This window comes from Pseudomonas asgharzadehiana (assembly GCF_019139815.1).
In the GTDB taxonomy this organism is placed as follows: domain Bacteria; phylum Pseudomonadota; class Gammaproteobacteria; order Pseudomonadales; family Pseudomonadaceae; genus Aquipseudomonas; species Aquipseudomonas asgharzadehiana.
In genome coordinates, this window is the sequence record NZ_CP077079.1 from 3,312,156 (window position 1) to 3,337,087 (window position 24,932).

Below are 24,932 nucleotides of genomic sequence, written 5' to 3' on the forward strand. Positions count from 1 at the left end.
CCCCTCCCACAGTTTTATCGGTGGTGTGGCTAGACCACTTCCAGATAGGAGCTTTGTATCGCCCGCGCCAACTCGCGCACGGTGTCGATAAAGTCGGTCAAGCGAGTGTGCAGCCCATCTTCCAGGATCTCATCGATGCCGGTGTACCTCAGCCGTGCCTCAAACTCCGCCGCCAGGCGCTGCGCCGTGCGCCCGTAGCTGCCGGGCAGGTCGGCGAGGATATGGCTCAATTCCTCGACACAGGCATGCAACGAACGCGGCACATCACTGCGCAACAACAACAGTTCCGACACCGACCGCGCATTCAGCGCATTCGGGTACAGCTCGGTATAGGCCTCGAATGACGACAACGCCCGGAGCAGGGCGCTCCACTGGTAGTAGCCGCGTGCCGAGAGGTCGCTGACCTCTTCCGACTCCTCGCCGAACATCTCGTAGCGCGCATCCAGCAGGCGCAAGGTGTTGTCCGCGCGCTCGACAAAGGTGCCCAGGCGAATGAACCGGTAGGCGTCATTGCGCATGATGGTGCCCGAGGTCGCGCCGCGAAACAGGTGCGAGCGCTGTTTGACCCAGTCACAGAAGTGGCTGATGCCATGCCGAGCCAGGCCGCCGGCGGCGATGCTGCGCATTTCCAGCCAGGTGGCGTTGAGGTTTTCCCACATGTCGGCGGTGATCCGCCCGCGCACCGCGTGGGCATTGCCGCGCGCGGCGCGCAGGCAGTTGTAGATGCTGGCGGGGTTTTCTTCGTCGAGGGCGAAAAAGTGCAACATGCGCTCGGCGTCCAGCGTTTGGTGGCGTTCGAGGTAGCTGTCCAGGGTGCCGCTGCTGAGCAACGACATGGCCAGTTCGTCCAGGCCATCGGTGTGCCCGGCCTGGGGCATCAACGACAGCGAATAACTGACTTCCAGCATGCGCGCCAGGTTCTCGGCGCGTTCCAGGTAACGGGACATCCAGTACAGATCTGCGGCGGTTCTACTCAACATGGTTCAATCCTCCACCACCCAGGTGTCCTTGGTTCCACCGCCTTGCGACGAGTTGACGATCAACGAGCCTTCACGCAGGGCCACCCGTGTGAGGCCACCGGGCACCAGGCGGGTTTCCTTGCCCGACAGTACAAAGGGGCGCAAGTCGATGTGCCGGGGAGCGATGCCGTTTTCGACAAAGGTGGGGCAGGTGGACAGGCTCAGGGTCGGCTGGGCGATGTAGGCATGCGGGCGCGCCTTGATGCGTTGGCGGAAGTCCTCGATCTCGGCGGCGCTGGCGGCAGGGCCCACGAGCATGCCGTAGCCGCCGGAGCCCTGGGTTTCCTTGACCACCAGTTCGGGCAGGTGGGTCAGCACGTGGGACAGTTCATCCGGCTTGCGACACTGGAACGTCGGTACGTTCTGCAGCACCGGCTCTTCGTCCAGGTAGAAACGGATCATTTCCGGCACATAGGGGTAGATCGACTTGTCATCCGCCACGCCGGTGCCGATGGCATTGGCCAGCACCACGTTGCCCGCGCAGTACGCCGCGACCAGGCCCGGCACGCCGAGCATCGACTCGGGGTTGAACGCCTGCGGGTCGAGGAAGGCATCGTCGATACGGCGGTAGATCACGTCCACGGCCTTGGGGCCATCGGTGGTGCGCATGAATACCTTGAGGTCGTGTACGAACAGATCCGCGCCCTCCACCAGTTCAACGCCCATCTCGCGGGCCAGGAACGCGTGTTCGAAGAACGCGCTGTTGAAGCGGCCCGGGGTCAGTACCACCACGTTGGGGTTGTCCAGGCGGCTGGAGCTTTTCAGGGTCTTGAGCAGCAGGTTGGGGTAGTGGTCCACCGGAGCGATGCGCTGCCTGGCGAACACTTCGGGAAACAGGCGCATCATCATCTTGCGGTCTTCGAGCATGTAGCTCACGCCGCTGGGGGTGCGCAGGTTGTCTTCCAGTACGTAGTAGGTGCCGTCGCCGTCGCGCACCAGGTCGACGCCGGAGATATGCGAATAGATGCCGCGATGCAGGTCCAGGCCGACCATCGCCTTCTGGTAACCCTCGTTGCCCAGCACCTGATCGGCGGGAATGATCCCGGCCTTGATGATGCGTTGGTCGTGATAGATATCGGCAAGAAACATGTTCAGCGCGTTGACCCGCTGGATACAGCCGCGTTCGATCACGCGCCATTCACTGGCGGGGATACTGCGGGGGATGATGTCGAAGGGGATCAGGCGCTCGGTGTCCTGCTCGTCGCCGTACAGGGTGAAGGTGATTCCCGCGCGGTGGAACAGCAAATCGGCTTCGCGGCGACGCTGGGCCAGCAGTTCCGGCGGCGTATTGGCCAGCCAGCGGGAGAAGTCTTGATAGTGCGCACGGCATACGCCGTTTGCGTCATTCATTTCATCAAAGAAAGATCGAGCCATTCCAGTACCTTGTCAGTGCCCAGCATTGCAGGGGAGGCACTGCCGCTTAAAAAAACGCATGTTTTTATGAGCCCGTGGCGCAGGGTGCCAACAGGCCTGGTCCTTACTTTCTTATGGGGTCGGCTCTGGGTCGGGGGGTAACGAATGTTCCTGTATTGGGGCAGATGAATGGTTTAAGCAATGCGTGTGCCTAAACCGCAGCGGCGTGTCGATTACCCGGTGATCAGCAGGCTTTGTAGGGATAACCGGGCTATGGGGTAGCGGGTGGACGCCCACCACAGGGGCTGTTGCTTGTCCCCACAATAAAGCAAGGCGCGCCCCGCTTTGGTGCGCAACAAACTTGAACTTCGCCCACCCGTGATTCTTCTAACGGGTTTCGCAACAGTGTGGAGCATCGTCGTGCCCAGAATCATCGCCCCCGACACCCCCGAAGCGGCCCTGACCGACCACAATGAACACAACGCGAAGATGTTCGGTTCACCCAAGGATCGCCTGGACTTTTATCGCCGCGAGATCCAGTACGAAACTTCGATTCTCGCCAACCGCACCGACGCCTACCTGACGGCGCAGTCGTTCCTGGTGATCGCTTTTGTCTCGGGCATGGGTAACCTGAACCCCGAGTGGGGCAAATTATTCACGCTGGTGGTACCGGTATTTCTGGTGGCGCTGGGCATTCTCAGTTCCCTCAACGCCTGGCCCGGCATTCGCGCGGCCTACGAAATCATCGATCACTGGCACTACAAGCAAAGTGAACTGCTGCGCAGCGAGCCGGTGATGGGCTTGGCCTATGACGAGTCGCCGTTGTTCTCGGAAGTGGAGTCATCCCACAAGGGTTATCGCAAGTCGCTGCTGTTCTCGATGCGCGCCCCTTGGTTGTTCATGGTGTTCTGGCTGTTGCTGGGGATGTACGCGTTCTATATCCAGATCGATAATCCGATCCGATGAGCAATCCCATGGAACTTCACGCCCCGCCGCAGCGCCTTAACGTTATCCGGCACAGGCAGAGGTGAAGCATGAGCACAGACAACGACCCACAGATGAGCAACCGTAACGACCCGGCCATCGACGTCGGGCAGCCGACGCCCGGCACCGCCGCCGATGCACCGAAAGACCCCAGGCCCGCCAGTGACCCTGCGGCCAGGGACAACGACTACAGCCCTGACTTCAAGCCCGAGCGCGAGCCCAAGCCTGAAACCGATGCCGATATCGATACCCAGGGCGGCTAGAGGAACCGGTCATGGCAAAAGAACTGGACGAAGAACCCAACGACCCAGGCAACGAAGACCCCGGCTCGCTGATGGACGATGCGCAAGTGCCGCTCCTGGATCCGGATGAAGCGGGCGAGCCGGGCAATACCGACGCAGCCATAGGTTGATCGGCTTCGGCGGCGTCTAACGCGTTGCGCTCAGGCGGGTTGCACCGTTTGCCGCTCCCGCAGGGGCGCTTGCGCCTGCAACCACTCGCGCGGGCTGGTGCCGATTTTGCGGCGGAACGCCCGGGCCAGCGCGGACGGGCTTTCGTAACCCACCTCATCGGCGATCAACGCCATGGGCCGGCCGTCGCGCAGACGCTTCTGCGCCAGGCTCACGCGCCAGCTCAGTACATAATCGGCCGGGGTTTGCCCGACGACCTTGTGAAAATGCGCGGCAAAACTGGCCCGCGACATATTTGACTCCACAGCCATTTCATTCACGGTCCACGGCCGTTGCGGATGGTTGTGCACCAGGGTCATGGCCCGTGCCAGGCGCAGGTCGGCCAGGCCCGACATCATGCCGGTGGTCATGCTGTGGTAGGCCATCATATGGCGCAGAAACTGGATGACCATCAGCTCGAACAGCCGGTTCATCACCGCCTCGCGGCCGCAGTGTTCGGCGAAGGCCTCACTGAACAGCCAGTCCAGCGTGCCGGCGATCATGGGGATCTGCGCCAGCGGCATGACGATGGAATCGGTGAGCGCCACCGCCAGCGGGTTGTCCAGGCCACCGTCAAAGCGCAGCGAGGCCGCCACTACCAGGGCGTTATCCGCCTTGCCGGCCACCAGTCGATGGGGCAGGGGGCGCGGCACTACGATCAGGCTGGGTTCGCAGATGCGCAGCGTGCCCTCTGGCATCTCCAGGCCGGCCTGGCCCTCCTTGAGCAAATAGACGCGCCCTCGTTGCTGTAAGTCGTGGGTGTCGAGGGCGCCGTGCAGCGGCCCGCTGTGAAAGGTATCGGCACCAATGCCAAAGTGCACCAGCAGCGTGGATAAACGATCCATGGTTCACCAGAGGGTAGATAAACGATTTGTTAGACGATATGTCGCATATCCTCGACTATTAGACTCCATTTGTAAAATGCGCTTCGGCATTATGGCTCCACGTTCAACGCCTTGAACGGCCACTCTAAACGGAGCAACCACCATGAAAGCCCTGAAGATCTCCCGCCTCGCTGCCCTCTTGATGACGGGCGCGCTCGCCCTCGGTACAGCCACCGCGACCTTCGCCGCGCCACAAAAAACCACGGTAGTGCTGGTACATGGCGCCTTCGCCGACGCCTCCAGCTGGAACGGTGTGATCGCCGGCCTCAAGGCCCAGGGCTACCCGGTGATCGCCGTGGCCAACCCGCTGCGCAGCGTCAAGACCGACTCGGACTACGTCGCTGATATCGTCGAACACACCCCGGGCCCGGTGATTTTGGTGGGGCACTCTTACGGCGGTGCGGTGATCTCCAACGCGGTGCATGGCAACGACAAAGTCAAGGCGCTGGTGTATGTCGCCGCGTTTGCCCCGGAACAAGGTGAAACGGCGTTTGAACTGTCCGGTCGTTACCCCGGCGGCACACTGGGCCCGACCCTGGATAAACCGGTAGTGTCCAAGGACGGTGTGACTGACCTGTACATCCAGCAGGACAAGTTCAACAGCCAGTTCGCCGCCGATGTGGCCGTGAAAGACGCGCAACTGATGGCCGCCGGGCAGCGCCCGATCACAGAAGCCGCGTTGAAGGAACCGTCGGGAGCACCGGCCTGGAAAACCGTGCCGTCCTATTTCATCTACGGTTCGGCGGACAAGAACATTCCCGAAGCCGCGCTCAAATTCATGGCCGACCGTGCGGGTTCCAAGCAAACCGTAGACATCAAAGGGGCGTCCCACGTGGTGATGGTCTCCAACCCGGCGCGGGTGGTGGCGATCATCAACGATGCGGCCAAAGCCAACGCTCAATAACCCGGCCAGCCCAACGGGAGCAAGCTTGCTCCCGTTGGGCTGCGCAGCAACGTGAGTGCCTCACTGCTGGCGCAACAGCCGCTCCAGGCTCTCCACCGGCAGCGGCCGGCTGAAAAGATACCCTTGAATCTGGTCACACCCGGCTTCCTTCAGGAACGCCATCTGGTCTTGGGTTTCCACGCCTTCGGCAACCACGCGCAGTTTCAGGTTGTGGGCCAGTTCGATAATCGTGCGGGTAATGGCCGCGTCCTGCGGGTTGGTGGTGACTTCGCGGATAAACGCGATATCGATCTTCAGGGTGTCGATGGGAAAGCGGCGCAGGTACGCCAGGCTTGAATAGCCGGTGCCAAAGTCGTCGATGGCGATCTTCACACCCTTGGCACGCAGGCGTTGCAGGCTGGCGATGGTGTGCTGGGTATTGTCCATCAGCGAACCTTCGGTCAGTTCCACCTCCAGCCAATGGGCCTGAACGCCGGTCTGCTCGAGAATAAGCCCGATATCGGCAATCAGGTCACCCTCGATCAATTGATGGCCGGAGACGTTCACCGCGACTTCAACCGCGCCAATATCCTCACGTTGCCAGGTGGCGATCTGTCGGCAGACCGTCTCGATCACCCAGCGTCCCACGGGCACGATCAGGCCCAGGCTTTCCAGCACCGGCACAAACACTGCGGGCGATACCGCGCCATAACCCGGGCGGTCCCAGCGCAACAAGGCTTCCAGGGCGCAGATGCGTCCGCTGGCCACATCAACCTTGGGCTGGTAGTGCAGGGTGAATTCATCCCGTTCAACGGCATCGCGCAAGGCCGCTTCCAAGTCCTGGCGGGCCAGGTCATGCACGTTCATGCGGGTGCTGTCCTCGCTGTGGCGTTGCAGTTGCTGTTCCAGCATCGCGCTGTGCTGTTTCAACTGGTCGCCATGGGCTTTGAGCCGCAGCAGGTTCCGTACGCGCAGCCACAGTTCGATGTGTTCCACCGGCTTGCTGATGAATTCCTCGGCCCCGGTGTGCAGGCCGCTGACCCGTGCGCCGGGTTCGTTCAGGGCCGAGAGCATGATGATCGGGATGTTCGCCGTGGCCGGGTTGGCCTTGAGCCGGCTGGCCACCTCAAAGCCGTCCATGCCCGGCATCATGACGTCCAGCAGGATCAGATCGGGGGGCTGCTGTGCCACCGATGCCAAGGCTTCTTCCCCGCAACTTGCACTGCGTGTCTGGTAGCCCTCGTGTTGCAGCAGGGTTTCCAACAGTTTGCGAACCTGGGGTTCGTCATCAACGATCAACAGTGTTGCGGGTGAGCTGGCCATGAAGAGGACTCATACAGGAGGTGTGAGGGTTGGGTTCAGCAGGGTATCGATCACCTGGTACAGCTCCTTGTAGCGCAGGGGTTTGATCACATACGCATCACAACCGGCGAGCCGGGTCTTTTCGCGGTCTTCCTTCATCGCCATGGCAGTAAGGGCGATCACTGGGATGTGTGCGGTGCTCAGGTCTTGCTTGAGTAAGCGGGTCGCGGCCAGGCCGTCCATGCCCGGCAGCTGGATGTCCATGAGGATCAAGGCCGGTTTCTGCTCACGGGCCATGGCCAGCCCGGTTTCGGCATCGGCGGCCCACAGCACGCTATGCCCGGCGTTGATCAGCAGCAGGCGCGCCAGGCGCATATTGGCTTCGTTGTCCTCGACGATCAGGATTGTGGCCATGCTGCCTCCGTAGCTTTGGCGCGGTGCAGCGGCAGCCACACCACAAAACGGGCACCCAGGCCCTCACGGCTGGCCACGGCGACACTGCCGCCGTGCAGGTCGGTAAGTTGCTTGACCATCGCCAGGCCCAGGCCGGTGCCTTCGAATTGGCGTGCCAGGCTGCTGTCGATCTGGCTGAACGCCTTGAACAGCTTGCCCATGTCAGCGGCGGCAATACCGATGCCGGTGTCGCTTACGCTCAATTCGAGAAAGCGTTGGTGCACGCTGGGCTGCAGGGCAAAGCCGTGCACGGGCCAATCGCCCGGCACCTGCCCGACTTGATCACGACTGACCTCGCGCACCACCAGGTTCACAAAGCCTGCGTGCGCGCTGAACTTCACCGCGTTGGCCAGCAGGTTGTAGACGATCTGTTTGGTCTTGCGCTGATCAAGCATCAGAGTGCCCAGGTCGCCCTGGCTGTCGAGCTTCAACTGGATACGCTGCTGGGCGGCCTTTTCCCGCACGATCAGCAGGCTGTTGGCAAGCAAACCGGTCAGTTCCACCGGTTCAAGCTCCAGGTCCATCATCCCGGCCTCGACTTTGGACAGGTCGAGAATGTCGTTGATCAGCGACAGCAGGTGCTGGCCGCTGGTGAAGATGTCGCCGATATATTCACGCTGGGTATCGCTCATATCGCCCACCAGCCCGTCCTTTAACGCCTCGGAAAAACCGATCACCGCGTTTAACGGCGTGCGCAGTTCATGGGACATGGTGGCGAGGAATTCGGACTTCATGCGGCTGGCGTGTTCCAGCTCCAGGTTTTTTTCTTCCAGCGCGCGCTCAAAACGTTTGCGCTGGGCCTCTTCCTGTTTGCGCGCGGTGTTGTCGGTGCCGATCAGCAGGTAGCCAATGATCGTGTCGCTGCGGTTGCGCAATGCGGTCACCGAGACCATGGCCGACAGGCGACTGCCGTCCTTACGGATGTAGGTCAGCTCGTAGATGTCCTCGATGCCGCGCGAGGCTTTGAATACCAGGGCTTCAAAGCCTGGCGTGATGGGCGTGTCGAGTTCCAGGCTGAGGGCGGCGGCGCGGGTGATCAGCTCGGCGGGGTCGGAGATATCGGCAGGGGTGATGCGGTTGACCACGTCGGCGGCGGCGTAACCAAGCATGCGTTCGGCGCCGACATTGAAGATCTGAATCACGCCTTTTTCGTCGGTGGCGATGCTGGAAAAGTACGCACTGTTAAAGATGGCGTCTTGCAGCGCACCGGTCTTGAGCAGGGTTTTCTGCCGTTTGAACTCGACGATTTTTTCCGCGCGTGACTGCGGCGGTAAGGGCGGGGGAGTGTCCATCGCTTGTGCGTTCCATGGGGTTCAGGCCCGCCGTCGTCGTCAGGCGAGGGCGCAGAGCATGCTCACACAAAGTCGCTCGAAGGCGACGGGGAGGACATGAAGTGCCCTGACAATAGCAGATACCACGCACGGCGCGGTGTCGCTGCACTCAATTGGATGGGCAGAAATTCAATAGGGCGGCAGAGCGCCGCCCTTGACAGGTGCGTCAGGTACTCAATCGATAACTTCGGGGGAGACCATCCAGACGCTGCACGGCATCTTGTACAGCAGCGATTCGGCGGTGCTGCCCAGCAGGCGATCGAGGCCGTGATGGCCGACGCGGCCCATGACGATAACGTCGACATTGTAAGCATCGGCATAGCTGGACAGCACACGGGCCGGGCTGCCGAGGATCATGTGACGCTGTTCGGGCGGGATGCCGTTGCGCGCCGCGAGGTCGTCGAAAGTCTTGCCTTGCTCGTCGAACAGCAGCTTGGCGGCCTGTGAAGAGAAAAACCCCGCACCACTGCCAAAGCCATACTCCTGGGCGCTCAGGTCGGACAAGTCGTGGGCATACACCACTTCTACCTCGGCATCGCACGCGATGGCCAGTTTTGTCGCTTCATGCAGGATACGGTCGTTCAACCCCTCGTAGCGGCCGTCGCGATGAAACGGGTCGACCGCCGCGACGATTTTGCGCGGCAACGCATGTTTGACCTGACGCACAAAATGCAGCGGCACCGGGCATTCGCGCAACAGGTGCACGTCCAGCGGCGTAAATACCAGGCGCGACAGCCACGATTCCTGCTCCAGGGCCTTGATCACCAGGTCCATGGGTTCTTCCTTGAGGCGCAGCAGCAACTCCTTGAGCGGGTGTTCGACCCACGCGACTTCGGTGGTGACCGTCAGCCCGAGCTTGCGCAACGGCCTGGCCTGGTCCTCCAGCCATTGGTGGTGGCGCTCCACGTACCCCAGGCGCATCTGCTCCAATGCCTGCTCGTTCACCAGGCCCGCGGTTGCCAGGCCATCGAGGTAGTCGAAGGCCAGGATATGCAGCGCGGCGCCTTCGGCTTTCGCCAGGGCGGCGGCTCTTTCCAGGGCGGGGCTGTGTTCCATCAACGGTGAAACCAATAAAAGGAAACGTGCTTGAGCAGACATGCTGATCTCCCGTGGCAACGAAGGGGTTTGGGCCGTGACGCCTCTGGTTGATCATCGCCCCAGGCGCCTTGCCTGAATTGACCTGCATCAAGGGGCGCGCAGGGGGGAGCGGCCGGGCGACGGTCGGTCGAGCGGTGCGGCGCGTCGTTGACCATGATCAACACGTATCGTGCCGTTGCGGTGCAGTCTGGTAACCCACCGCACACTTGCGTGTAATAGGGGCACAGCATGACGCAAACCCTGGGCATTGCCGGCGCCGCCGCGGCGCTGGGCATCGGCATGCTGGTGGGGCTGGAGCGTGAGCGCCATAAAGGCGAGGGCGAACACCGCGCGTTTGCCGGTTTGCGTACCTATTCCATCACCGGTTTGCTGGGCTATGTCACCCAACAAGTCGGCGGTGCGCTGTTGCTTGGGCTGATCGCGCTGTGCCTGGCCGTGCTGGTGAGTACGGCTTACTGGAAGCGTCAGGACAAAGACCCAGGCATCACCAGTGAAGTCGCCTTGTTGACGGTCCTGGTGCTGGGCGCTCTGTGTGCCGCGTCGCCTGCGCTGGCGACGGCGATTGGCGTGGTGATGGCCGGTTTGCTGGTCTACCGCCAGAAACTGCACGATTTCGCCCGCAGCCAATTGACCGATGCAGAAATGCGCGACGGCCTGTTGCTGCTGGTTGTGGCGTTGGTGGTGCTGCCATTGGCACCGGATCGATTTATCGGCCCTTACGAGGCGGTGAACCCGCGCACCATCTGCACGTTGACGGTGATGTTGATGGCAGTAGGCGCGGTGGGGCACGTGGCGGAACGCATTCTGGGCCCCCGTTACGGGTATGCCATCGGGGCCATCGCTTCGGGGTTTGCGTCCAGTACCGTGACCATCGCCGCCATGGGGCATAGGGCGCTCAAAGAGCCGGACCACCTGCGAACCCTGGCGGCAGCCGCCATTCTGTCGAACCTGGCAACGATGACCCAGGCCGCTTTGATTCTGGGCGCCGTGGAGCCTGCATTACTGCGCCAATTGGCCTGGCCGCTGCTGGCGGGCCTGGCTGCCACCGCACTGTATGCGCTGGGTGTGATGCTGCGAGCGCGCACCGCGCCCACCGGCCAGCCGGTTCAGGTTGGCGGCGCGTTCGACCTCAAGTTGGCCTTGATCATGGTGTTGACACTGACGGGCATTGGCGTTGTGTCGTCAGTGATGCTCTATCACTTCGGCCAAATGGGGGTCATTGTCAGCGCCACCCTGGCTGGCTTCGCCGATGCCCATGCCTCGACCGCCTCGATTGCAGCACTGGCCAGCAGCGGCCAGTTGACGCTGGTTGCCGCGTCCACCCCCGTGTTGCTGGCCATCAGTTGCAACGCGTTGAGCAAATGTTTGGTGGCCTGGGTCACCGGCGGCCGGCGTTTTGCGGCCTACGTGATTCCTGGGCAGTTGCTGCTGACCGGGGCGATGTGGCTGGGAACCGTGGCCGCGTGACGGCTGCGCCTACGGCGCATCACCGGGGATCTCCAGGATGGCTCTGCAGCCTCCGGATGCCTGATTTTCCAGGTGTATCCGGCCCCCCAGACGTTGGGCGATGGTTTGCACGATGGTCAGGCCCAGGCCGGCGCCCTGGGCATTGCCGCGGCTGTAGAACCGTTCGAACAGCCGGTCGCGCTCGTTCTCGTCAATGCCGGGCCCCTGGTCGTCCACGGTCAGCGCGAAGCGGTTGGCGTGTTTGCGCAAGCCCACCGTGATTACGCCGTGCTCCGGTGAAAAGTTGGCCGCGTTGGTCACAAGGTTAGTCAGGGCGATATTGATCGCCACCGCATCGGTACTCGCGGCATAGGCGGCGGCGTCCACGTCGAACACCAGTTCAAGGCCTTTGCTCAGCAGCCAGGGTGTCAGTTGAATCAGCGTTTCGCGCACTGCCGCCGCCAGGTCGATGGCCTGCACAGGCAGATGCTCGTCGCTGGGCTCCAGGCGCGCCATGGTCAGCAACTGATTAACCAGGCGACTGGTGCGGTCGACGCCGCTGATCAAAAAGGCCAGGGATTCACGCCGTTCGGTCTCGGTACCGGCTTCCAGCAGGTTTTGCGCATGCACCCGCAGCACCGCCAGGGGCGTGCGCATTTCATGGGCGGCGTCGGCGATAAAGCGCCGTTCACGGCCGACCATGTCCTGGATTTGCGCCAGCATGCGGTTCAACGCCGCCTGCATCGGCTCCAGCTCCGTGGGCAGGGGTGTGAGTTGCATCGGCTCCAGGGAGCCGGAATGGCGGGCGCGCAGGGTGGCGGCCATATCGGCCAGAGGCTTGAGGCCCCAGCCGATGGCCAGCCACACCAATGCGGCCAGGATCAGGCTGCCCAACACGTTGGGCCACAGGGTATGGCGCACGATGCGGCCCACCAGGTCCGAGCGCACGTCGTCACGTTCACCCACCCAGATACGCAGGCCATTGTCCTTGTCCTTGAGCACGAAACCGCGCCATTGGCGACCGCTGACATCCTCGACGTTGCCGAACCCGGCAGTCTCGGGAGGCGCCGCAAGCGCTGGCGCGCTGCTGGTAAACACCAGGCGCTCGCCCTGGGGGTTCCATACCTGGAAGGCGATTTTGCTTTCGTAAGGATGCCCGTCCAGCTTAGGCACGGCGTTGCCCAAGGCCTTGTTAAACGCGCGATACAGCTCGGCCTGGTCTTTGCCGCCCAGCGGCATGCTCATCACGCCCTGCAACAGCCGCGCGTTCTGCGCCAATTGCGCGTCGTAGACTTCGGCGATTTCGTGGTTGCTGTCGTGCAGGTTGAGCCAACTGATCACCAGCAGGCCGGTCAGCATCAGGCCGATGATCAGGGTCAGGGTGCGCCGCCGGATCGAGGTCATCCACGCTCCTCCACCAGGTAGCCCACCCCGCGCACGGTGCGGATCAACTCGCTGGAAAATTTCTTGCGCAGGTGGTGAATATGCACCTCCAGGGTGTTGCTTTCCGCCTCTTCGTTCCAGCCGTAAAGCAACTGCATCAACTGATCGCGGGTCATCACGCGGCCGGGCGGGGAGAGCAGTTCGTGCAGCAACTGGTATTCCTTAGGGGTCAGCACCACCGGTTGGTTGTGGTAGGTGACCTGTTGCGTGCTGGGGTCCAGGCAGATGCCGGCGTGTTCGATCAGCACCCGCGCGCGCCCGGCACTGCGCCGCAGCAGCGCGCGCAGGCGGGCTTTGAGTTCCGACAGGTCGAAGGGTTTGATCAGGTAATCGTCGGCGCCGGCATCCAGCCCGGCGATGCGGTCTTCGGTGGCGTCCCGTGCAGTGAGGATCAACACCGGCACAACGGCGCCGCTGTCGCGCAGGCGGCGCAATACCTCCAGTCCGTCCATGCGTGGCAGGCCCAGGTCGAGCACCACCACATCGAAGGTTTCGCTGAGCAAGGCGTGCAAGGCACTGCCGCCGTCCTGCAGCCAGTCGACGGTGTAGCCCTCACGCACCAGCGCCTGCTGGATGCCTTCCCCCAGCGCCACATCATCCTCGATCAGTAATAGGCGCACATGGACTCCTGTCAGTTGAGTTTTTGATTGACCTGGGCCAACAGGTCGGTGATCTCTTTGCGGCGCCCGGCATCGGCAGTTTCGCGCCCCGGCCGTGGTGCGGCGAGCAGGGCCTTTTGCAGGGCGTCACGCGCTTCGGCGTAGCGCTTTTGCCGGTACAGGTGATCGCCCCAGAAGTACAGACTATCAATGCCCGTCGGGTTGAGTTGCAAGGCCTGTTTGAGCAACGCATCGGCCTTGTCCGCATCGCCAAAGCCGATGGGCCAGCCGGGCACGCGGTCGTACAGCGCCGCCAGGCTGGTATACGCCGAACCCTGCAGGGCCTTGGGATCCAGGGCCAGCGCTGTTTCGAGGTCGGCCTTGGCCGCCTTGACCTTGCTCAATGCCCCAAGCCCGCCCTGGGCGCCGGCCCAACTGCTGGTGACGATACCGGACCAGATCCACGCTTCGGCGGCCTGGGGGCGCTGCGTGGTAAGCGCCGTGGTCTGGCTGGCGAGCTGTTCGAAGGCTTTGGAACGTTGTTCCTCAGGCAGGTTGTATTGGATGTGTGCCCAACGGGTCTGGATTTCGGTAAGGCGTTGCTGGTCGGCGGCGTCCATTGCCCAGGTCAGAGGGCTCAACAGGGTGAACAGCAGGGCGGCAAAAAGTCGTTTCATGGGATGGGGTCCTTATCGATAGGTGTGTGACTCAAGCGCCGAATCAGTGGCAGTTGTTTGCTCAAACTACGGTCCACCAGGTTTGGCAGCAGGCTGTTGAGGCGCACAAAGAAGCGCTCCGGCCAGCCCAGGTAGAGGTCGCGACGATCCTTGAGGATGGCCTGGATCACCGCCGAGGCGACGGTGTGCGGGTCGTCGACGTTGGACTTGAGCGCGTCGTTCAATGCCTGCGCCGCCGGGCTGTTCATGCGCGTACGCGTCGCCCGTGGCGCTACGTACAACACGCCCACGCGGGTGTCGGCCAGCTCGCGGCGCAGGGCTTCGGAAAACCCGCGCAGTGCAAACTTGGTGGCACAGTAGGTGGCGTAGCCGGGGTAACCGATGGAGCCGTAGGTGGAGCCCACATTGACCACCATGGCGCTCGGCGCGAGCTTGAGTTGCGGCAGCAACAGCTTGGTCAGGCAGATCGGCGCGGTGATGTTCAACGCCAGCATGCCGCTGATTTCGCTGTCGTCCAGTTGCTCAAGCATCGCGAAGTGGTTGATCCCGGCGGTGTTGATCAGCAGGTTGACGCCACCGATGGCATCGGCCGCCGCCAGCACCTTGCGCCGGTCGGCGAGGAAGGTCAGGTCGGCACTCACCCAGCACAGCTGCTGCGGATACTGCGCGAGCAACACCTCCAAAGGGGCGCGATGACGTGCCACCGCCAGCACCTGGGCGCCACTGGCACACAGCACGGCGGCAATCGCCAGGCCGATCCCGCCACTGGCGCCGGTCAGCACCACGCGCGCGTCAGACAGGCGCATGTTGCGTCTCCGTGATGCGCGGCAGGGTGCGGAACATGTCGGTGTAGAGCGCATAGACCACCCTTGACGCGTGGATCACGGCGGCCTGGTCGGCCGGGTCATCCAGTCGGTTCATCAAGCCGCGGTAGGTCTGCATATGGCCAATGTCCAGCGAACCGTGGGAGCTAAGGTAGCTGAACGCCGTTTCCGGCAGATGCAGGCGCTCGCGAATGCTCCCGGCCGCATGGGTGGCGAGGGCGATGCTGGTGCCTTCCAGCACATTGACCATGCCGAACAGACCGACCGGATTGTCACGGGAGATCAGGTCATACAGGTAGCTGACCATCAGCTCGATGGGCAAACCGGGGCGGCCCTCACGCACCGCGTGGGCGTCGCCACCGCAGGCGGCAATGTCATTGAGCACCCACTGCTCGTGGCCGTACTCCTCCTCAATGTATTCGCAGACCGCCTTGCGCAGCCACTCCAGGCGCGACGGCAGGCGAGCGCCGCAGGCCATCATCAGGGGCACGGTATGGCGAACGTGGTAATAGGCCTGGGCCAGGAAGGCGCGGTAGCTTTCCAGGCTGACCTTGCCCTCCAGCGCATCGCGGATGATGGGCAGGCTGAACAGGGCCTGGCGTTCGTGCTGGGTGGCATCTTGGAGCGTATCGAAAAAGTTCACGATGACATTTCCTCGTTCAAGGCAGGGGCAAGCAGGGTTTGGTAGCGGGCGACTATGGCGTCGCGCCGTGGGCGGCCATTGGCGGTGAGCAAGCCGTTGGCGGCGCTGAACGGTTGATCCAGACGCGTCCACCGGTGCACGTGCGCGTAGTCGGGCAGGCCGCTGTTGGCCGCGTCCACGGCCGCCTGCAGCTGTGCCTCGGTGCAATCGGCGCGCAGTGGCCAAAGCAGGGCGTGGTTGTGCGGCTGGGCCTCGCCGTAGACAAAGGCCTGCGCAATCACGCCGCTCTGGGTCAGTTCGGCTTCGATCCAGTCCGGGTTGACGTTGCGCCCGTAACTGGTGACGAATTGATGCTTTTTGCGGCCCTTGAGGTAAAGAAACCCATCGGCATCAAAGGCGCCGAGGTCGCCGCTGGGCCACCACTCTCCGGGCGCTTCGGCCTGACCCAGGTAGCCGAGCAGGGTTGAGCCCTTGATCAGCACTTCACCGTCCTCGGCCAGGCGGATCTCAACGTGGGGCAAGGGTTTGCCGACGCTGCCCGGGCGCTGCGCCTCGGGACGATTGAGGCTCACCACCGAAGCGCATTCCGACAGCCCGTAGCCTTCGTAGACCGGCAAGCCGAGTTGTCCGGCGCGGTGCAGCAACGCCTTGGACACCCGCGCGCCGCCAACCGCAGCAAAGCGCAGGCCGTGGGGGCTGAACGCCTTCTGTTCGGCGGCAATCACCAGCATCAGCAGCAATTGCGGGACCAGAATCAGGCTGTGGGGCTGGCGCAGCGCCAGGCAACCGAGCAACTGTGCAGCGTCCACCGCACTGGCGCCCTGGATGCCCAGGCTTTTTTGACTCGGCACACTCAAGGTGGCACCGGCATACAGCGCGGCGTAGCACCCCAGGTTTTCCAGGAGGATGGCGATGGGCAGCAGCGCCAGGTGATGGCGTGGATCACTGGCATGACTGGCCTGGTGCAACTCACGCGCGACCCGCAGCACGCTGTCGGCGCTCAGGCACACCCCTTTGGGCGTGCCGGTGGTGCCGGAGGTAAAGGTCAGCTTGGCGGTGCCAGACGGCATTGACGGCCGACCTTCAAACGCGCGGCACCAGAACTCGCCGGTTTTGCGATACCCGCCAGCGTGTAACTCAGCGTCCAAATGAGGCTCGGCGATCACCCGCTCGGCGTGGCTTTGTTCCAGGCAATGGTCACGCTGGGCAGGGCTGAAGAACGGTGGCAAGGTCAGGCAGGTCAGGCCTTCAAACAAAATCGCCAAGTCCCACAAGATGGCGTCGACGCCGTTGTCCAGGGCCAGGGCCACCACCTTGACCCCCTCATCGCGAAGGCGTTCCTGGCGGTAGGTAACTTCGGCAAACAGCGCGGTGTAATTGATTTTCAGCGTGTCGCCCCACAGGGCGACAGCGCCGTCGTTGCGTTCGGCATAGCCACGCAGTACAGCATGGAAACGACGGGTTTCAGGCGACATGGCTAGTGTCCTCTAGAAGCGTGGGCAACCCCAGGCGTGAAAACAGGCCCACGTTGCGCAAATGAACGAAGCCGGCGCGGATATTGCCGACGTGCACCCAGGGCTGGCTCTCGTAATAACTGCCCCAGTGATGGCGCTCGTCGCCCAGGCGCTGCGGGTCGGCGGCGCACAGGGTGACGGGCTTCAAACCCAGACGGTGGAAGCTATTGACCAGACCGACGTTGCCGGTGAACGCCACCCACTCCAGGCCCGCCATGGCCAGCAGCCAGGTAATGGCGATGATGCTCAGGCGCGCGCTGCCGGTATCGCTGGCCGCCAGATTGCCCACTTCGGCAATGGCGCTGCGCTCCACCGCGCGTTCGGCGGCAGCGCTGATCAGTGGCTCGATCGAATGATCCAGGTAGCGCTCCAAAAACAGCGGTTCGGCCCCCGCCAGGCGGACCCCGGCGACGGCGCACAGCTCGCCGCCGACCTGGCTGACGCCGAACAATTGCGGCATGAAGTGCCGGATATCGGCGCCGTGGGCCAGGCGAAAACGTTGCTGGATAAACGCCTCGAAGGCCGCACGTTCACGGTCATGGGGCAGGGCGCGGGCAAGTTGCAGGGTGGTGCTGTCGGGCTGGCCGAACAGCAGCGGCAAGGGGATGTTCCAATCGATCCGGGGCATGGGTGGTGTGCCTCCCAAGTGAAGTTGGGAGGAGTATCAGCGGCGTTTCTTAACGAAGTCTGAAGGTGGGAAAAGTCAGCGGTATTGTCGATCTTCAGACTGCCTTAAGACTGTGCAGGCAGGTTGGCGCCGACTTTCCCAGGCCGGACACGGCCTCTACTTCCGCACAAGGTTGCCCTTTCATGAGCGAACATCTGCTGACCCAGCGCTACACACGTCTGTCGATGACCCTGCACTGGCTGATGCTGGCGCTGTTTGTCGGCGTCTACGCCTGTATCGAACTCAAGGGCCTGTTGCCTCGAGGGCACGCGCTCAAGGGGCTGTTGCTGGGCGGCCATGCGCTGTTTGGTCTCGGCATCTTCGCGCTGGTATGGCTGCGTCTGCTGGGCCGCCTCGCGCCGCGCCCGGCCATTTTGCCGCGCCCACCGGCCTGGCAGACCGTCGTGGCGCACCTGATGCACCTGGCGCTGTACGCACTGATGATCGGCACGCCGTTGCTGGCATGGCTGATGCTCAACGCCGCGGGCAAGCCGGTGCCGTATTTCGAATGGGCGCTGCCGTCGCTGGTGGCTGTAGACCCGGACCACGCCAAGCAACTCAAGCACTGGCATGAGTGGCTGGGCAGTACCGGCTACTGGCTGATTGGCCTGCACGCGGCCGCTGGGTTGTTCCACCATTACTGGGTGCGGGATAACACCCTGACGCGAATGCTGCCAAAACGTTAGAAATGCGAAAGTTACGCTTATAGCGCTGGGTGAAACGTTTCTTCTAGCGACAAACGGGCGACGCAAGCGCTTGCGTAAGCAAATGTATCTGAATTAGAGTCGGTGGCAATCGGCTCTGATTCAAAGGGAGCCGACCTACAAAAATAATAAATCCAGGAGCTCACCCATGAGCCTTGAACCCTTGCTCGAGATGCAGGGCATCAGCAAAACCTTCAATGGGTTGCGCGTGCTTAAAAGCGTCGGCCTGAAGGTCTACCCCGGCGAAATCCACGCCTTGATGGGGGAGAACGGCGCCGGCAAATCGACGCTGATGAAAATCCTCTCCGGGGCCTACCAGGCCGATCCCGGCGGCGAAATCCGCATCGGTGGCCAAGCCATCGCCACCTATAACCCCGCCACCGCCAAAGCCCTCGGCATCGCCGTGATCTATCAGGAATTGAGCCTGTGCCCGAACCTGAGCGTGGCCGAGAACATCTACCTGGGCCGTGAACTGCGGCGCGGCTGGACCATCGACCGCAAGGGCATGCAGGACGGTTGCAAGGAGGTGCTGCAACGCTTGGGCGCGGAATTCACCGCGGCGACCAAAGTCAGCAGCCTGTCGATTGCCGAGCGTCAGTTGGTGGAAATCGCCCGCGCCCTGCATGCCCACGCCAGGATCCTGGTGATGGACGAACCCACCACACCGCTGTCGTCCCGCGAGACCGACCGGCTGTTTGCGCTGATCAAACAACTGCGCGGCCAGGGCCTGGCGATTATCTATATCAGCCACCGCATGGCCGAGATCTATGAGTTGTCCGACCGGGTTTCGGTGCTGCGTGACGGCCAGTACATCGGCGAGTTGACCCGCGACGCGTTGTCGGCCGAGGTGCTGGTGAAAATGATGGTGGGCCGCGACCTGTCCGGTTTCTATAAAAAGGAACACGCCGCCTACAACCCCGGCAACGTAGTGATGCGTGTGCGGGACATGGCCGACGGCAAGCGCGTGCGCAACTGCAGCTTTGATTTGCACGGCGGTGAAGTGCTGGGCATCGCCGGCCTGGTGGGGGCAGGGCGCACGGAGTTGGCGCGGCTGATCTTCGCCGCCGACCCGCGTACCAGCGGCACCCTGGAAGTGGTGGGCAAGACCGTCACCCAACTGCGCACCCCGGCCGATGCGATCCGCGCCGGCGTGGTGTACCTCACCGAAGACCGCAAAGCCCAGGGCCTGTTTTTGGACATGAGCGTGGCCGACAACATCAACGTCTGCGCCTGTGTGCCGGATGCGCGTGCCGGCGGCGTGCTCGACCTTGGCCACGCGGCGCAACGCGCGAATGAGGCGATCAAATCGCTGTCGATCCGCGTGGCGTCGGGCAAGGTCAATGTGGGCGCGTTGTCCGGCGGCAACCAGCAGAAGGTGTTGCTGGCGCGGCTGCTGGAGGTCAAGCCGCATGTGCTGATCCTCGACGAACCCACGCGGGGCGTGGACATCGGCTCCAAGTCCGAGATCTACCGCATCATCAATCAACTGGCCCAGGCCGGTGTCGGCATTGTGGTGATCTCCAGCGAGCTGCCGGAGATCATCGGCACCTGCGACCGGGTGCTGATCATGCGCGAAGGCCAATTGGTGGCCGAAGTGGGCGGGGCCTCGGGCCACGCTATTTCCCAGGAACGTATTATTGACCTCGCCACCGGTGGCGATCAGGTGGTTGCCAATGGCTGATTCGATGATTGCAACAAAACAAACAATAGGCAGGGCAGAGCGCGCACGTGAACTGATGCGCACCGTGGGCATGTTGCCGGTGCTGGTGTTGTTGCTGGTGGGCTTTGCCCTGGCCAGCGAAAACTTCCTGACCATGCAGAACCTGTCGATCATCACCCAGCAGGCCTCGGTCAACGTGGTGTTGGCGGCGGGCATGACCTTTGTGATTCTCACGGCGGGCATCGACCTGTCGGTGGGGGCGATTCTGGCGGCGTCGGCGGTCGTGGCGTTGCAGGCCTCCATGTCGCCGCAATTCGGTATGTTCGGGATCGCCGCCGGGATTGGCTTTGGCCTGTTGCTGGGCTTGGTCAACGGCGGGTTGATCGCCTTTATGCGGCTGCCGCCGTTTATCGTCACCCTCGGCGCCCTTACCGCCATGCGTGGCTTGGCGCGCCTGTTGGCCGACGACAAGACCGTGTTCAACCCCGACTTGCCGTTTGCCTTTATCGGCAATGACTCGATCTTAGGCGTGCCGTGGCTGGTGGTGATCGCCGTGGCGGTGGTGGCGCTGTCGTGGTTCATCCTGCGGCGCACGGTGATGGGCGTGCAGATCTATTCGGTGGGCGGCAACCCGGAAGCGGCGCGGCTGTCGGGCATCAAGGTGTGGAAGGTGCTGTTGTTCGTCTACGCCATGTCCGGTGCATTGGCCGGGCTCGGCGCGGTGATGAGCGCCTCGCGCCTGTTCGCCGCCAATGGCCTGCAATTGGGACAATCCTATGAGCTGGATGCGATTGCCGCGGTGATCCTCGGCGGCACCAGCTTTACCGGCGGCGTCGGCACCATCGGCGGCACGCTGATCGGCGCGCTGATTATCGCGGTGCTCACCAATGGCCTGGTGCTGCTGGGGGTGTCGGATATCTGGCAATACATCATCAAGGGCATCGTGATCATTGGCGCGGTGGCGCTGGATCGTTATCGCCAGTCTGGTGCGCGTACCTGATTTCACTCATACAACAATCACAAGAGAGACCCGCATGAACTTCAAACGCATATTTCCCGTTGTTGCTTTGGCTGCCCTGATGTCCCAAGCCGTCGAAGCGCGTGAACTCAAGGCCCTTGGCATCAGCATGGGCTCGCTCGGCAACCCGTATTTCGTGACGCTGGCCGACGGTGCAACCGCTCGCGCCAAAGAGCTGAATCCCAACGTCAAGGTCACTTCAGTGTCCGCCGACTATGACTTGAGCAAGCAGTTCTCACAGATCGATAACTTCATCTCGTCCAAGGTCGACTTGATTCTGATCAACGCCGTCGACCCGTCCGCGATGGCCTCGGCGATCAAGAAAGCGCGGGACGCCGGTATCGTGGTGGTGGCCGTGGATGTGGACGCCAAGGGGGTGAACGCCACGGTGCAGACCGACAACGTGGAAGCCGGCAAGCTGGCCTGCCAGTTTCTGGTGGACAAACTCTCGGGCAAGGGCAATGTGATTATCCAGAACGGCCCGCAGGTGACCGCCGTGACCGACCGTGTCAAAGGCTGTAAAGCCGCGCTGGCCGGGGCGCCGGAGATCAAGGTGCTGTCCGACGACCAGGACGGCAAGGGTTCGCGTGAAGGCGGCTTGAATGTGATGCAGGGTTACCTCACGCGCTTCCCGAAAATCGACGGCCTGTTCGCGATCAACGACCCGCAGGCCATCGGCAGCGACCTGGCGGCCAAGCAGCTCAAGCGCAGCGGTATCATCATTACCTCGGTAGACGGTGCGCCGGATATCGAGAACGCCCTGAAGACCGATACGCAGATCCAGGCCTCCGCCAGCCAGGACCCGTGGGCCATGGCCCAGACCGCAGTGAGCGTGGGCAACGACCTGCTCAACGACAAAGCCCCAGCCGAAGCGGTGACCCTGCTGACGCCAAAACTGATCACCCGCGACAACGTCGGCACGTACAGCGGCTGGTCGAGCAAGCATTGATCCAGCGGCATTGATGGAGGAACAGCGCCATGGTCACCATGGACGACGTGGCAAGCCGGGCAGGGGTGTCGACGTCGACCGTGTCCCATGTGCTGAACGGCACCCGCAAAGTCAGCCCGGCTACGGTGCTGGCGGTGCAGCAGGCGATCCAGGCGTTGGGGTACATTCCCAATACCCTGGCGCGCTCGCTGGCCCGTTCCAGCACCAACACCATCGGCGTGGCGATCTCGGCGCTGTCCAACCACTACTTCAGCGAAACCGTGCACGCGATTGAAACCGAGTGCGCCAAACACGGTTACATGATGCTGTTTGTCGACACCCATGACGACCCGGAGCAAGAGCTGAGGGTGGTCACGGCGCTGCATCATCGGCGGGTCGACGGCATTGTGCTGGCGCCGTCGAACGGCTCATTGGCCTTGGAATATCTGCGGGCCAACGAGATTCCGGCGGTGTTGGTGGATCGGATGATGAGCGAGCAGTTCGATCAGGTCGGGGTGGAGAATATCCAGCCCACCCAGGCCCTGATTGAGCACCTGATTGCTCACGGGCATCGACGTATCGGGTTTATCGCCGGGCGCAGCGGGTTCAGCACCACCGATGAGCGGGTGGCCGGTTATCGCGCGGCGTTGCAGGCGCAGGGGCTGGCGTTCGACGCGCAGTTGCTGGTCAACGGCGGCTCCAATACCGAGCCGGCACGCCAGGCCACGGTGCAACTGTTGGGGCTGGCATCGCCACCCACCGCGATCATGGCCGGTAATAACCTGATGACACTCGGCGCGATGCATGCCCTGCGAGACGCGCACATTGAGGTGCCGGGGCAGATGGCCCTGGTGGGGTTTGATGATTTTGAATGGGCCGATTTCTTCGTGCCGCGCCTCAGCCTGATCGCACAGCCGGTCAAGGCGCTGGGGGCGCGCGCCGTCGACCTGTTGCTGCACCGCATGGCATCGCCCGACGCCCCGCCGCAAAGCGTGCGCCTGGCACCGACCCTGCAATTACGTAACTCCTGTGGCTGTTCGAAATTGGAATAACACGTCTATGAACTGTCCTGTTTCCCTTGGCATTGACCTGGGTACCTCCGAACTCAAAGCCATCCTCATGGGCCTGGATGGAACCGTGCTGGCGCACACCGGCGTGCGCTTGAGCGTGTCGCGGCGCCATAGCGGCTGGTCCGAGCAGGCACCGGAGGACTGGTGGCAGGCCTGTCTGCAGGCGCTGGAGCAATTGCGCGGCCATGAAGCGTTTGCCCGCGTGGCGTGTATCGGCCTGTCCGGGCAAATGCACGGTGCGGTGTTATTGGGCGCTGACGACCGCGTGCTGTACCCGGCGATTCTGTGGGACGACTCGCGCGCCGTCGCCGAGGCCGAACAGTTGGGGCCTGAATTGGCCGAAGTGACCGGCAGCCTGCCCATGGCCGGGCTCACCGCGCCCAAGCTGCTGTGGCTGCAACGCCATGAGCCGGAGGTGTTCAACGCCCTCGACTGCGTGCTCTCGCCCAAGGATTACCTGCGCTTGCGGCTGTGTGGCGAACGCATCAGCGAGATGTCGGACGCCGCCGGCACGCTGTGGCTGGATGTGGCGCGGCGCGACTGGTTCACGCCCATGGTGCGCGCTACCGGCCTTGAACCCGCGCAGTTGCCCAGGTTGGTGGAGGGCGGTGCGGCGAGTGCCGAGGTTACCCTGAACGGGTTGGGTTTACCCGCCAAAGTGGTGATTGCCGGCGGTGGCGGTGACAACCCGGTGGCCGCCGTGGGCATCGGTGCAATCAATGCCGGTGATGGTTTCATTACCCTGGGCACCAGCGCGGCGATTGTGGCGATTACCGACCACGCCGCCGGCAACCCGGCGAGTGCGGTGCACAGCTTCTGCCATGCGTTGCCCGACCGCTGGTACACCATGGGGGCCATGCTCGCCGGTGCCAGTTGCCTGCGTTGGGTCACACGGCTCACGGGCACGGCCGATGAACAGGCGCTGCTGGAGCAGGTGCAGGCGCAGTTGCCGATCGGCCAACCCGTGCCGCTGGGCACACCGCTGTTCTTGCCCTACCTGGCCGGGGAGCGCACGCCGCATAACGATCCCCTGTTGCGGGGCGGCTTTATGAACCTGGGGCATGACTGCACCCCGGCGATGCTCGGGTATGCGGTGATGGAAGGCGTGGGTTTCGGCCTGCTGGATGCACTGCGCGCGGTGCAATCGGCCGGTGCCGACGTGACAGCCTGCGCCCTGGTAGGCGGCGGTGCCCGCAGCGGGTACTGGGCGCAGTTGTTGGCCAATATCCTCCAGCGAGACATTTTTACCTTGCACGGCAGCGAATTGAGCGCGTGCATCGGCGCGGCGAAGCTGGGGTTTATGGCGATTGGGCAAGGCGCGGAGTTGCTGGCGGCGGGCATGCCGGTCAAGGCGCGGTATAAGCCAGACCTGAGGCAGCAGCCGGTGTTGGCGGCGCGCTATCGCAAGTTCCAGGGGTTGCTGAGCGCCGCAAAGAGCCTTCACGACTAACCACCGGTGGTAGCCTCAATGCCGCTCAGCTAAACGCAAGCCCCCTCCCACAGAAGCCGGTTTGTTCCCGTTCAGTCGCTGGCCAGCGGCGGCAATCGCCGTTTTACCGGGGTTTTCTTGACGATGGCGGTGTTGGTTTCGGCGTAGGCATTGAGCCGGTCGAGCAGGCTGTCGAGGTGGTCCATGGCGCGCACATGCAAACGCGCGATGAAGCAGTCGTCGCCCGTCACCTTGTCGCATTCAGTGAACTCGGGAATCGCCTGGATCTGGCGTTCCACTTCCTGCAATTTTCCCGGCAGGGGGCGGATGCGCACGATGGCTTGCAGCAGGTAGCCGAAGTGACTGGGGTCGATATCGACGGTGTAGTGGGTCAACACGCCGCGTTCTTCCAGGCGGCGCAGGCGCTCGCCCACGCTGGGCGAAGACAGCCCGGTGATCCCCGCAAGCGCCTTGAGGGACAAACGTGAGTCGTCCATCAAGGCGGCGATCAGTTGTTGGTCGATGGTGTCGATCATGGGATTGGCCTAATAAGA

At 63.0% G+C, this 24,932-nt stretch carries 26 protein-coding genes; 11 read left to right on the top strand and 15 right to left on the bottom strand.

The window, feature by feature from the left end; all coding sequences use genetic code 11:
- Positions 1-29: 29 nt before the first annotated feature.
- A complete protein-coding gene (locus tag KSS96_RS14875) occupies positions 30-980 on the bottom strand; it encodes an alpha-E domain-containing protein (RefSeq protein WP_017530642.1) in 951 nt (316 codons plus the stop codon).
- Positions 981-983: 3 nt separating this feature from the next.
- A complete protein-coding gene (locus tag KSS96_RS14880; RefSeq protein WP_017530643.1) occupies positions 984-2,393 on the bottom strand; it encodes a circularly permuted type 2 ATP-grasp protein in 1,410 nt (469 codons plus the stop codon).
- A gap of 399 nt (positions 2,394-2,792) precedes the next feature.
- On the opposite strand from KSS96_RS14880, the gene KSS96_RS14885 reads away from it, so the two are divergent.
- From KSS96_RS14885 to KSS96_RS14895, 3 genes are all read left to right on the top strand, one after another.
- Positions 2,793-3,338, top strand: coding sequence for a hypothetical protein (locus KSS96_RS14885; RefSeq protein WP_017530644.1), 546 nt, complete (start codon positions 2,793-2,795; stop codon positions 3,336-3,338).
- Between the two features lie 68 nt (positions 3,339-3,406).
- The gene (locus tag KSS96_RS14890) at positions 3,407-3,619 is read left to right on the top strand and encodes a hypothetical protein (protein ID WP_017530645.1); all 213 of its coding nucleotides are present in this window, start codon (positions 3,407-3,409) and stop codon (positions 3,617-3,619) included.
- An 11-nt stretch (positions 3,620-3,630) separates the two neighbouring features.
- Positions 3,631-3,768: a hypothetical protein gene (locus KSS96_RS14895; RefSeq protein ID WP_175404216.1), complete on the top strand. Its 138-nt coding sequence runs from the start codon at positions 3,631-3,633 to the stop codon at positions 3,766-3,768.
- 30 nt (positions 3,769-3,798) lie between these two features.
- On the opposite strand, the gene KSS96_RS14900 is transcribed toward KSS96_RS14895, so the two are convergent.
- Positions 3,799-4,650 carry an AraC family transcriptional regulator gene (locus KSS96_RS14900; protein WP_017530647.1) on the bottom strand — a complete coding sequence of 284 codons (852 nt, stop codon included), beginning with the start codon at positions 4,648-4,650 and terminating at the stop codon, positions 3,799-3,801.
- Positions 4,651-4,792: 142 nt separating this feature from the next.
- On the opposite strand from KSS96_RS14900, the gene KSS96_RS14905 reads away from it, so the two are divergent.
- Positions 4,793-5,593: an alpha/beta fold hydrolase gene (locus tag KSS96_RS14905; RefSeq protein ID WP_065879097.1), complete on the top strand. Its 801-nt coding sequence runs from the start codon at positions 4,793-4,795 to the stop codon at positions 5,591-5,593.
- Positions 5,594-5,653: 60 nt separating this feature from the next.
- Here the strand turns inward: KSS96_RS14905 and KSS96_RS14910 are convergent, their stop codons facing one another.
- The 4 genes from KSS96_RS14910 to KSS96_RS14925 all read right to left on the bottom strand — a co-directional run bounded on the left by KSS96_RS14910 (position 5,654) and on the right by KSS96_RS14925 (position 9,756).
- Positions 5,654-6,895, bottom strand: a complete 1,242-nt coding sequence (locus KSS96_RS14910) for an EAL domain-containing response regulator (protein ID WP_065879096.1) — start codon at positions 6,893-6,895, stop codon at positions 5,654-5,656.
- A gap of 9 nt (positions 6,896-6,904) precedes the next feature.
- Positions 6,905-7,288 carry a response regulator gene (locus KSS96_RS14915; RefSeq protein ID WP_017530650.1) on the bottom strand — a complete coding sequence of 128 codons (384 nt, stop codon included), beginning with the start codon at positions 7,286-7,288 and terminating at the stop codon, positions 6,905-6,907.
- Positions 7,273-8,619: a sensor histidine kinase gene (locus KSS96_RS14920; RefSeq protein WP_065879095.1), complete on the bottom strand. Its 1,347-nt coding sequence runs from the start codon at positions 8,617-8,619 to the stop codon at positions 7,273-7,275. The genes KSS96_RS14915 and KSS96_RS14920 overlap by 16 nt, the downstream gene beginning before the upstream one ends.
- 213 nt (positions 8,620-8,832) lie before the next feature.
- Positions 8,833-9,756 (bottom strand): universal stress protein, encoded by a 924-nt coding sequence (locus KSS96_RS14925; RefSeq protein ID WP_026067483.1) that lies wholly within the window; start codon positions 9,754-9,756, stop codon positions 8,833-8,835.
- 228 nt (positions 9,757-9,984) lie between these two features.
- Here KSS96_RS14925 and KSS96_RS14930 point away from each other — a divergent pair, with 228 nt between their 5' ends.
- Positions 9,985-11,223 carry an MgtC/SapB family protein gene (locus KSS96_RS14930; protein ID WP_017530653.1) on the top strand — a complete coding sequence of 413 codons (1,239 nt, stop codon included), beginning with the start codon at positions 9,985-9,987 and terminating at the stop codon, positions 11,221-11,223.
- 9 nt (positions 11,224-11,232) lie between these two features.
- On the opposite strand, the gene KSS96_RS14935 is transcribed toward KSS96_RS14930, so the two are convergent.
- From KSS96_RS14935 to KSS96_RS14965, 7 genes are read right to left on the bottom strand one after another with little or no spacing between them, the layout of a single operon-like run.
- Complete coding sequence (locus tag KSS96_RS14935; RefSeq protein WP_017530654.1) at positions 11,233-12,606, bottom strand: sensor histidine kinase; 1,374 nt, start codon at positions 12,604-12,606, stop codon at positions 11,233-11,235.
- On the bottom strand, positions 12,603-13,265 hold the full coding sequence (locus KSS96_RS14940; RefSeq protein WP_017530655.1) for a response regulator: 663 nt from the start codon (positions 13,263-13,265) through the stop codon (positions 12,603-12,605). Before KSS96_RS14940 ends, KSS96_RS14935 begins: the two co-directional genes overlap by 4 nt.
- An 11-nt stretch (positions 13,266-13,276) precedes the next feature.
- Positions 13,277-13,921 (bottom strand): tetratricopeptide repeat protein, encoded by a 645-nt coding sequence (locus KSS96_RS14945; RefSeq protein WP_017530656.1) that lies wholly within the window; start codon positions 13,919-13,921, stop codon positions 13,277-13,279.
- The gene (locus KSS96_RS14950; RefSeq protein WP_065879094.1) at positions 13,918-14,727 is read right to left on the bottom strand and encodes an SDR family oxidoreductase; all 810 of its coding nucleotides are present in this window, start codon (positions 14,725-14,727) and stop codon (positions 13,918-13,920) included. The genes KSS96_RS14945 and KSS96_RS14950 overlap by 4 nt, the downstream gene beginning before the upstream one ends.
- Positions 14,714-15,388, bottom strand: coding sequence for an iron-containing redox enzyme family protein (locus tag KSS96_RS14955; RefSeq protein WP_017530658.1), 675 nt, complete (start codon positions 15,386-15,388; stop codon positions 14,714-14,716). The genes KSS96_RS14950 and KSS96_RS14955 overlap by 14 nt, the downstream gene beginning before the upstream one ends.
- A complete protein-coding gene (locus KSS96_RS14960) occupies positions 15,385-16,863 on the bottom strand; it encodes an AMP-binding protein (protein WP_065879093.1) in 1,479 nt (492 codons plus the stop codon). The genes KSS96_RS14955 and KSS96_RS14960 overlap by 4 nt, the downstream gene beginning before the upstream one ends.
- Positions 16,853-17,530, bottom strand: a complete 678-nt coding sequence (locus KSS96_RS14965) for a thermostable hemolysin (protein ID WP_017530660.1) — start codon at positions 17,528-17,530, stop codon at positions 16,853-16,855. The genes KSS96_RS14960 and KSS96_RS14965 overlap by 11 nt, the downstream gene beginning before the upstream one ends.
- A gap of 182 nt (positions 17,531-17,712) precedes the next feature.
- On the opposite strand from KSS96_RS14965, the gene KSS96_RS14970 reads away from it, so the two are divergent.
- The 6 genes from KSS96_RS14970 to xylB all read left to right on the top strand — a co-directional run bounded on the left by KSS96_RS14970 (position 17,713) and on the right by xylB (position 24,399).
- A complete protein-coding gene (locus KSS96_RS14970) occupies positions 17,713-18,255 on the top strand; it encodes a cytochrome b (RefSeq protein WP_065879092.1) in 543 nt (180 codons plus the stop codon).
- Between the two features lie 166 nt (positions 18,256-18,421).
- Positions 18,422-19,954 carry a sugar ABC transporter ATP-binding protein gene (locus KSS96_RS14975; RefSeq protein ID WP_017530662.1) on the top strand — a complete coding sequence of 511 codons (1,533 nt, stop codon included), beginning with the start codon at positions 18,422-18,424 and terminating at the stop codon, positions 19,952-19,954.
- On the top strand, positions 19,947-20,933 hold the full coding sequence (locus KSS96_RS14980) for an ABC transporter permease subunit (protein WP_026067484.1): 987 nt from the start codon (positions 19,947-19,949) through the stop codon (positions 20,931-20,933). Before KSS96_RS14975 ends, KSS96_RS14980 begins: the two co-directional genes overlap by 8 nt.
- A gap of 34 nt (positions 20,934-20,967) precedes the next feature.
- Positions 20,968-21,900 carry an ABC transporter substrate-binding protein gene (locus KSS96_RS14985; protein WP_065879090.1) on the top strand — a complete coding sequence of 311 codons (933 nt, stop codon included), beginning with the start codon at positions 20,968-20,970 and terminating at the stop codon, positions 21,898-21,900.
- Positions 21,901-21,929: 29 nt separating this feature from the next.
- Positions 21,930-22,931 carry a LacI family DNA-binding transcriptional regulator gene (locus KSS96_RS14990; protein ID WP_017530665.1) on the top strand — a complete coding sequence of 334 codons (1,002 nt, stop codon included), beginning with the start codon at positions 21,930-21,932 and terminating at the stop codon, positions 22,929-22,931.
- A 7-nt stretch (positions 22,932-22,938) separates the two neighbouring features.
- The gene (xylB, locus tag KSS96_RS14995; protein WP_217855016.1) at positions 22,939-24,399 is read left to right on the top strand and encodes a xylulokinase; all 1,461 of its coding nucleotides are present in this window, start codon (positions 22,939-22,941) and stop codon (positions 24,397-24,399) included.
- Between the two features lie 71 nt (positions 24,400-24,470).
- Here xylB and KSS96_RS15000 read toward each other — a convergent pair whose 3' ends face one another.
- Positions 24,471-24,914 carry an Lrp/AsnC family transcriptional regulator gene (locus KSS96_RS15000; protein WP_065879087.1) on the bottom strand — a complete coding sequence of 148 codons (444 nt, stop codon included), beginning with the start codon at positions 24,912-24,914 and terminating at the stop codon, positions 24,471-24,473.
- Positions 24,915-24,932 lie beyond the last annotated feature (18 nt).

What these genes read in the sequence shown, in the direction of transcription:
- KSS96_RS14875 (WP_017530642.1), bottom strand. Translation starts at nt 980, where the DNA reads ATGTTGAGTAGAACCGCCGCAGATCTGTACTGGATGTCCCGTTACCTG.
- KSS96_RS14880 (WP_017530643.1), bottom strand. Translation starts at nt 2,393, where the DNA reads ATGGCTCGATCTTTCTTTGATGAAATGAATGACGCAAACGGCGTATGC.
- KSS96_RS14890 (WP_017530645.1), top strand. Translation starts at nt 3,407, where the DNA reads ATGAGCACAGACAACGACCCACAGATGAGCAACCGTAACGACCCGGCC.
- KSS96_RS14895 (WP_175404216.1), top strand. Translation starts at nt 3,631, where the DNA reads ATGGCAAAAGAACTGGACGAAGAACCCAACGACCCAGGCAACGAAGAC.
- KSS96_RS14900 (WP_017530647.1), bottom strand. Translation starts at nt 4,650, where the DNA reads ATGGATCGTTTATCCACGCTGCTGGTGCACTTTGGCATTGGTGCCGAT.
- KSS96_RS14905 (WP_065879097.1), top strand. Translation starts at nt 4,793, where the DNA reads ATGAAAGCCCTGAAGATCTCCCGCCTCGCTGCCCTCTTGATGACGGGC.
- KSS96_RS14910 (WP_065879096.1), bottom strand. Translation starts at nt 6,895, where the DNA reads ATGGCCAGCTCACCCGCAACACTGTTGATCGTTGATGACGAACCCCAG.
- KSS96_RS14915 (WP_017530650.1), bottom strand. Translation starts at nt 7,288, where the DNA reads ATGGCCACAATCCTGATCGTCGAGGACAACGAAGCCAATATGCGCCTG.
- KSS96_RS14920 (WP_065879095.1), bottom strand. Translation starts at nt 8,619, where the DNA reads ATGGACACTCCCCCGCCCTTACCGCCGCAGTCACGCGCGGAAAAAATC.
- KSS96_RS14925 (WP_026067483.1), bottom strand. Translation starts at nt 9,756, where the DNA reads ATGTCTGCTCAAGCACGTTTCCTTTTATTGGTTTCACCGTTGATGGAA.
- KSS96_RS14930 (WP_017530653.1), top strand. Translation starts at nt 9,985, where the DNA reads ATGACGCAAACCCTGGGCATTGCCGGCGCCGCCGCGGCGCTGGGCATC.
- KSS96_RS14935 (WP_017530654.1), bottom strand. Translation starts at nt 12,606, where the DNA reads ATGACCTCGATCCGGCGGCGCACCCTGACCCTGATCATCGGCCTGATG.
- KSS96_RS14945 (WP_017530656.1), bottom strand. Translation starts at nt 13,921, where the DNA reads ATGAAACGACTTTTTGCCGCCCTGCTGTTCACCCTGTTGAGCCCTCTG.
- KSS96_RS14950 (WP_065879094.1), bottom strand. Translation starts at nt 14,727, where the DNA reads ATGCGCCTGTCTGACGCGCGCGTGGTGCTGACCGGCGCCAGTGGCGGG.
- KSS96_RS14960 (WP_065879093.1), bottom strand. Translation starts at nt 16,863, where the DNA reads ATGTCGCCTGAAACCCGTCGTTTCCATGCTGTACTGCGTGGCTATGCC.
- KSS96_RS14965 (WP_017530660.1), bottom strand. Translation starts at nt 17,530, where the DNA reads ATGCCCCGGATCGATTGGAACATCCCCTTGCCGCTGCTGTTCGGCCAG.
- KSS96_RS14970 (WP_065879092.1), top strand. Translation starts at nt 17,713, where the DNA reads ATGAGCGAACATCTGCTGACCCAGCGCTACACACGTCTGTCGATGACC.
- KSS96_RS14975 (WP_017530662.1), top strand. Translation starts at nt 18,422, where the DNA reads ATGAGCCTTGAACCCTTGCTCGAGATGCAGGGCATCAGCAAAACCTTC.
- KSS96_RS14980 (WP_026067484.1), top strand. Translation starts at nt 19,947, where the DNA reads ATGGCTGATTCGATGATTGCAACAAAACAAACAATAGGCAGGGCAGAG.
- KSS96_RS14985 (WP_065879090.1), top strand. Translation starts at nt 20,968, where the DNA reads ATGAACTTCAAACGCATATTTCCCGTTGTTGCTTTGGCTGCCCTGATG.
- KSS96_RS14990 (WP_017530665.1), top strand. Translation starts at nt 21,930, where the DNA reads ATGGTCACCATGGACGACGTGGCAAGCCGGGCAGGGGTGTCGACGTCG.
- xylB (WP_217855016.1), top strand. Translation starts at nt 22,939, where the DNA reads ATGAACTGTCCTGTTTCCCTTGGCATTGACCTGGGTACCTCCGAACTC.
- KSS96_RS15000 (WP_065879087.1), bottom strand. Translation starts at nt 24,914, where the DNA reads ATGATCGACACCATCGACCAACAACTGATCGCCGCCTTGATGGACGAC.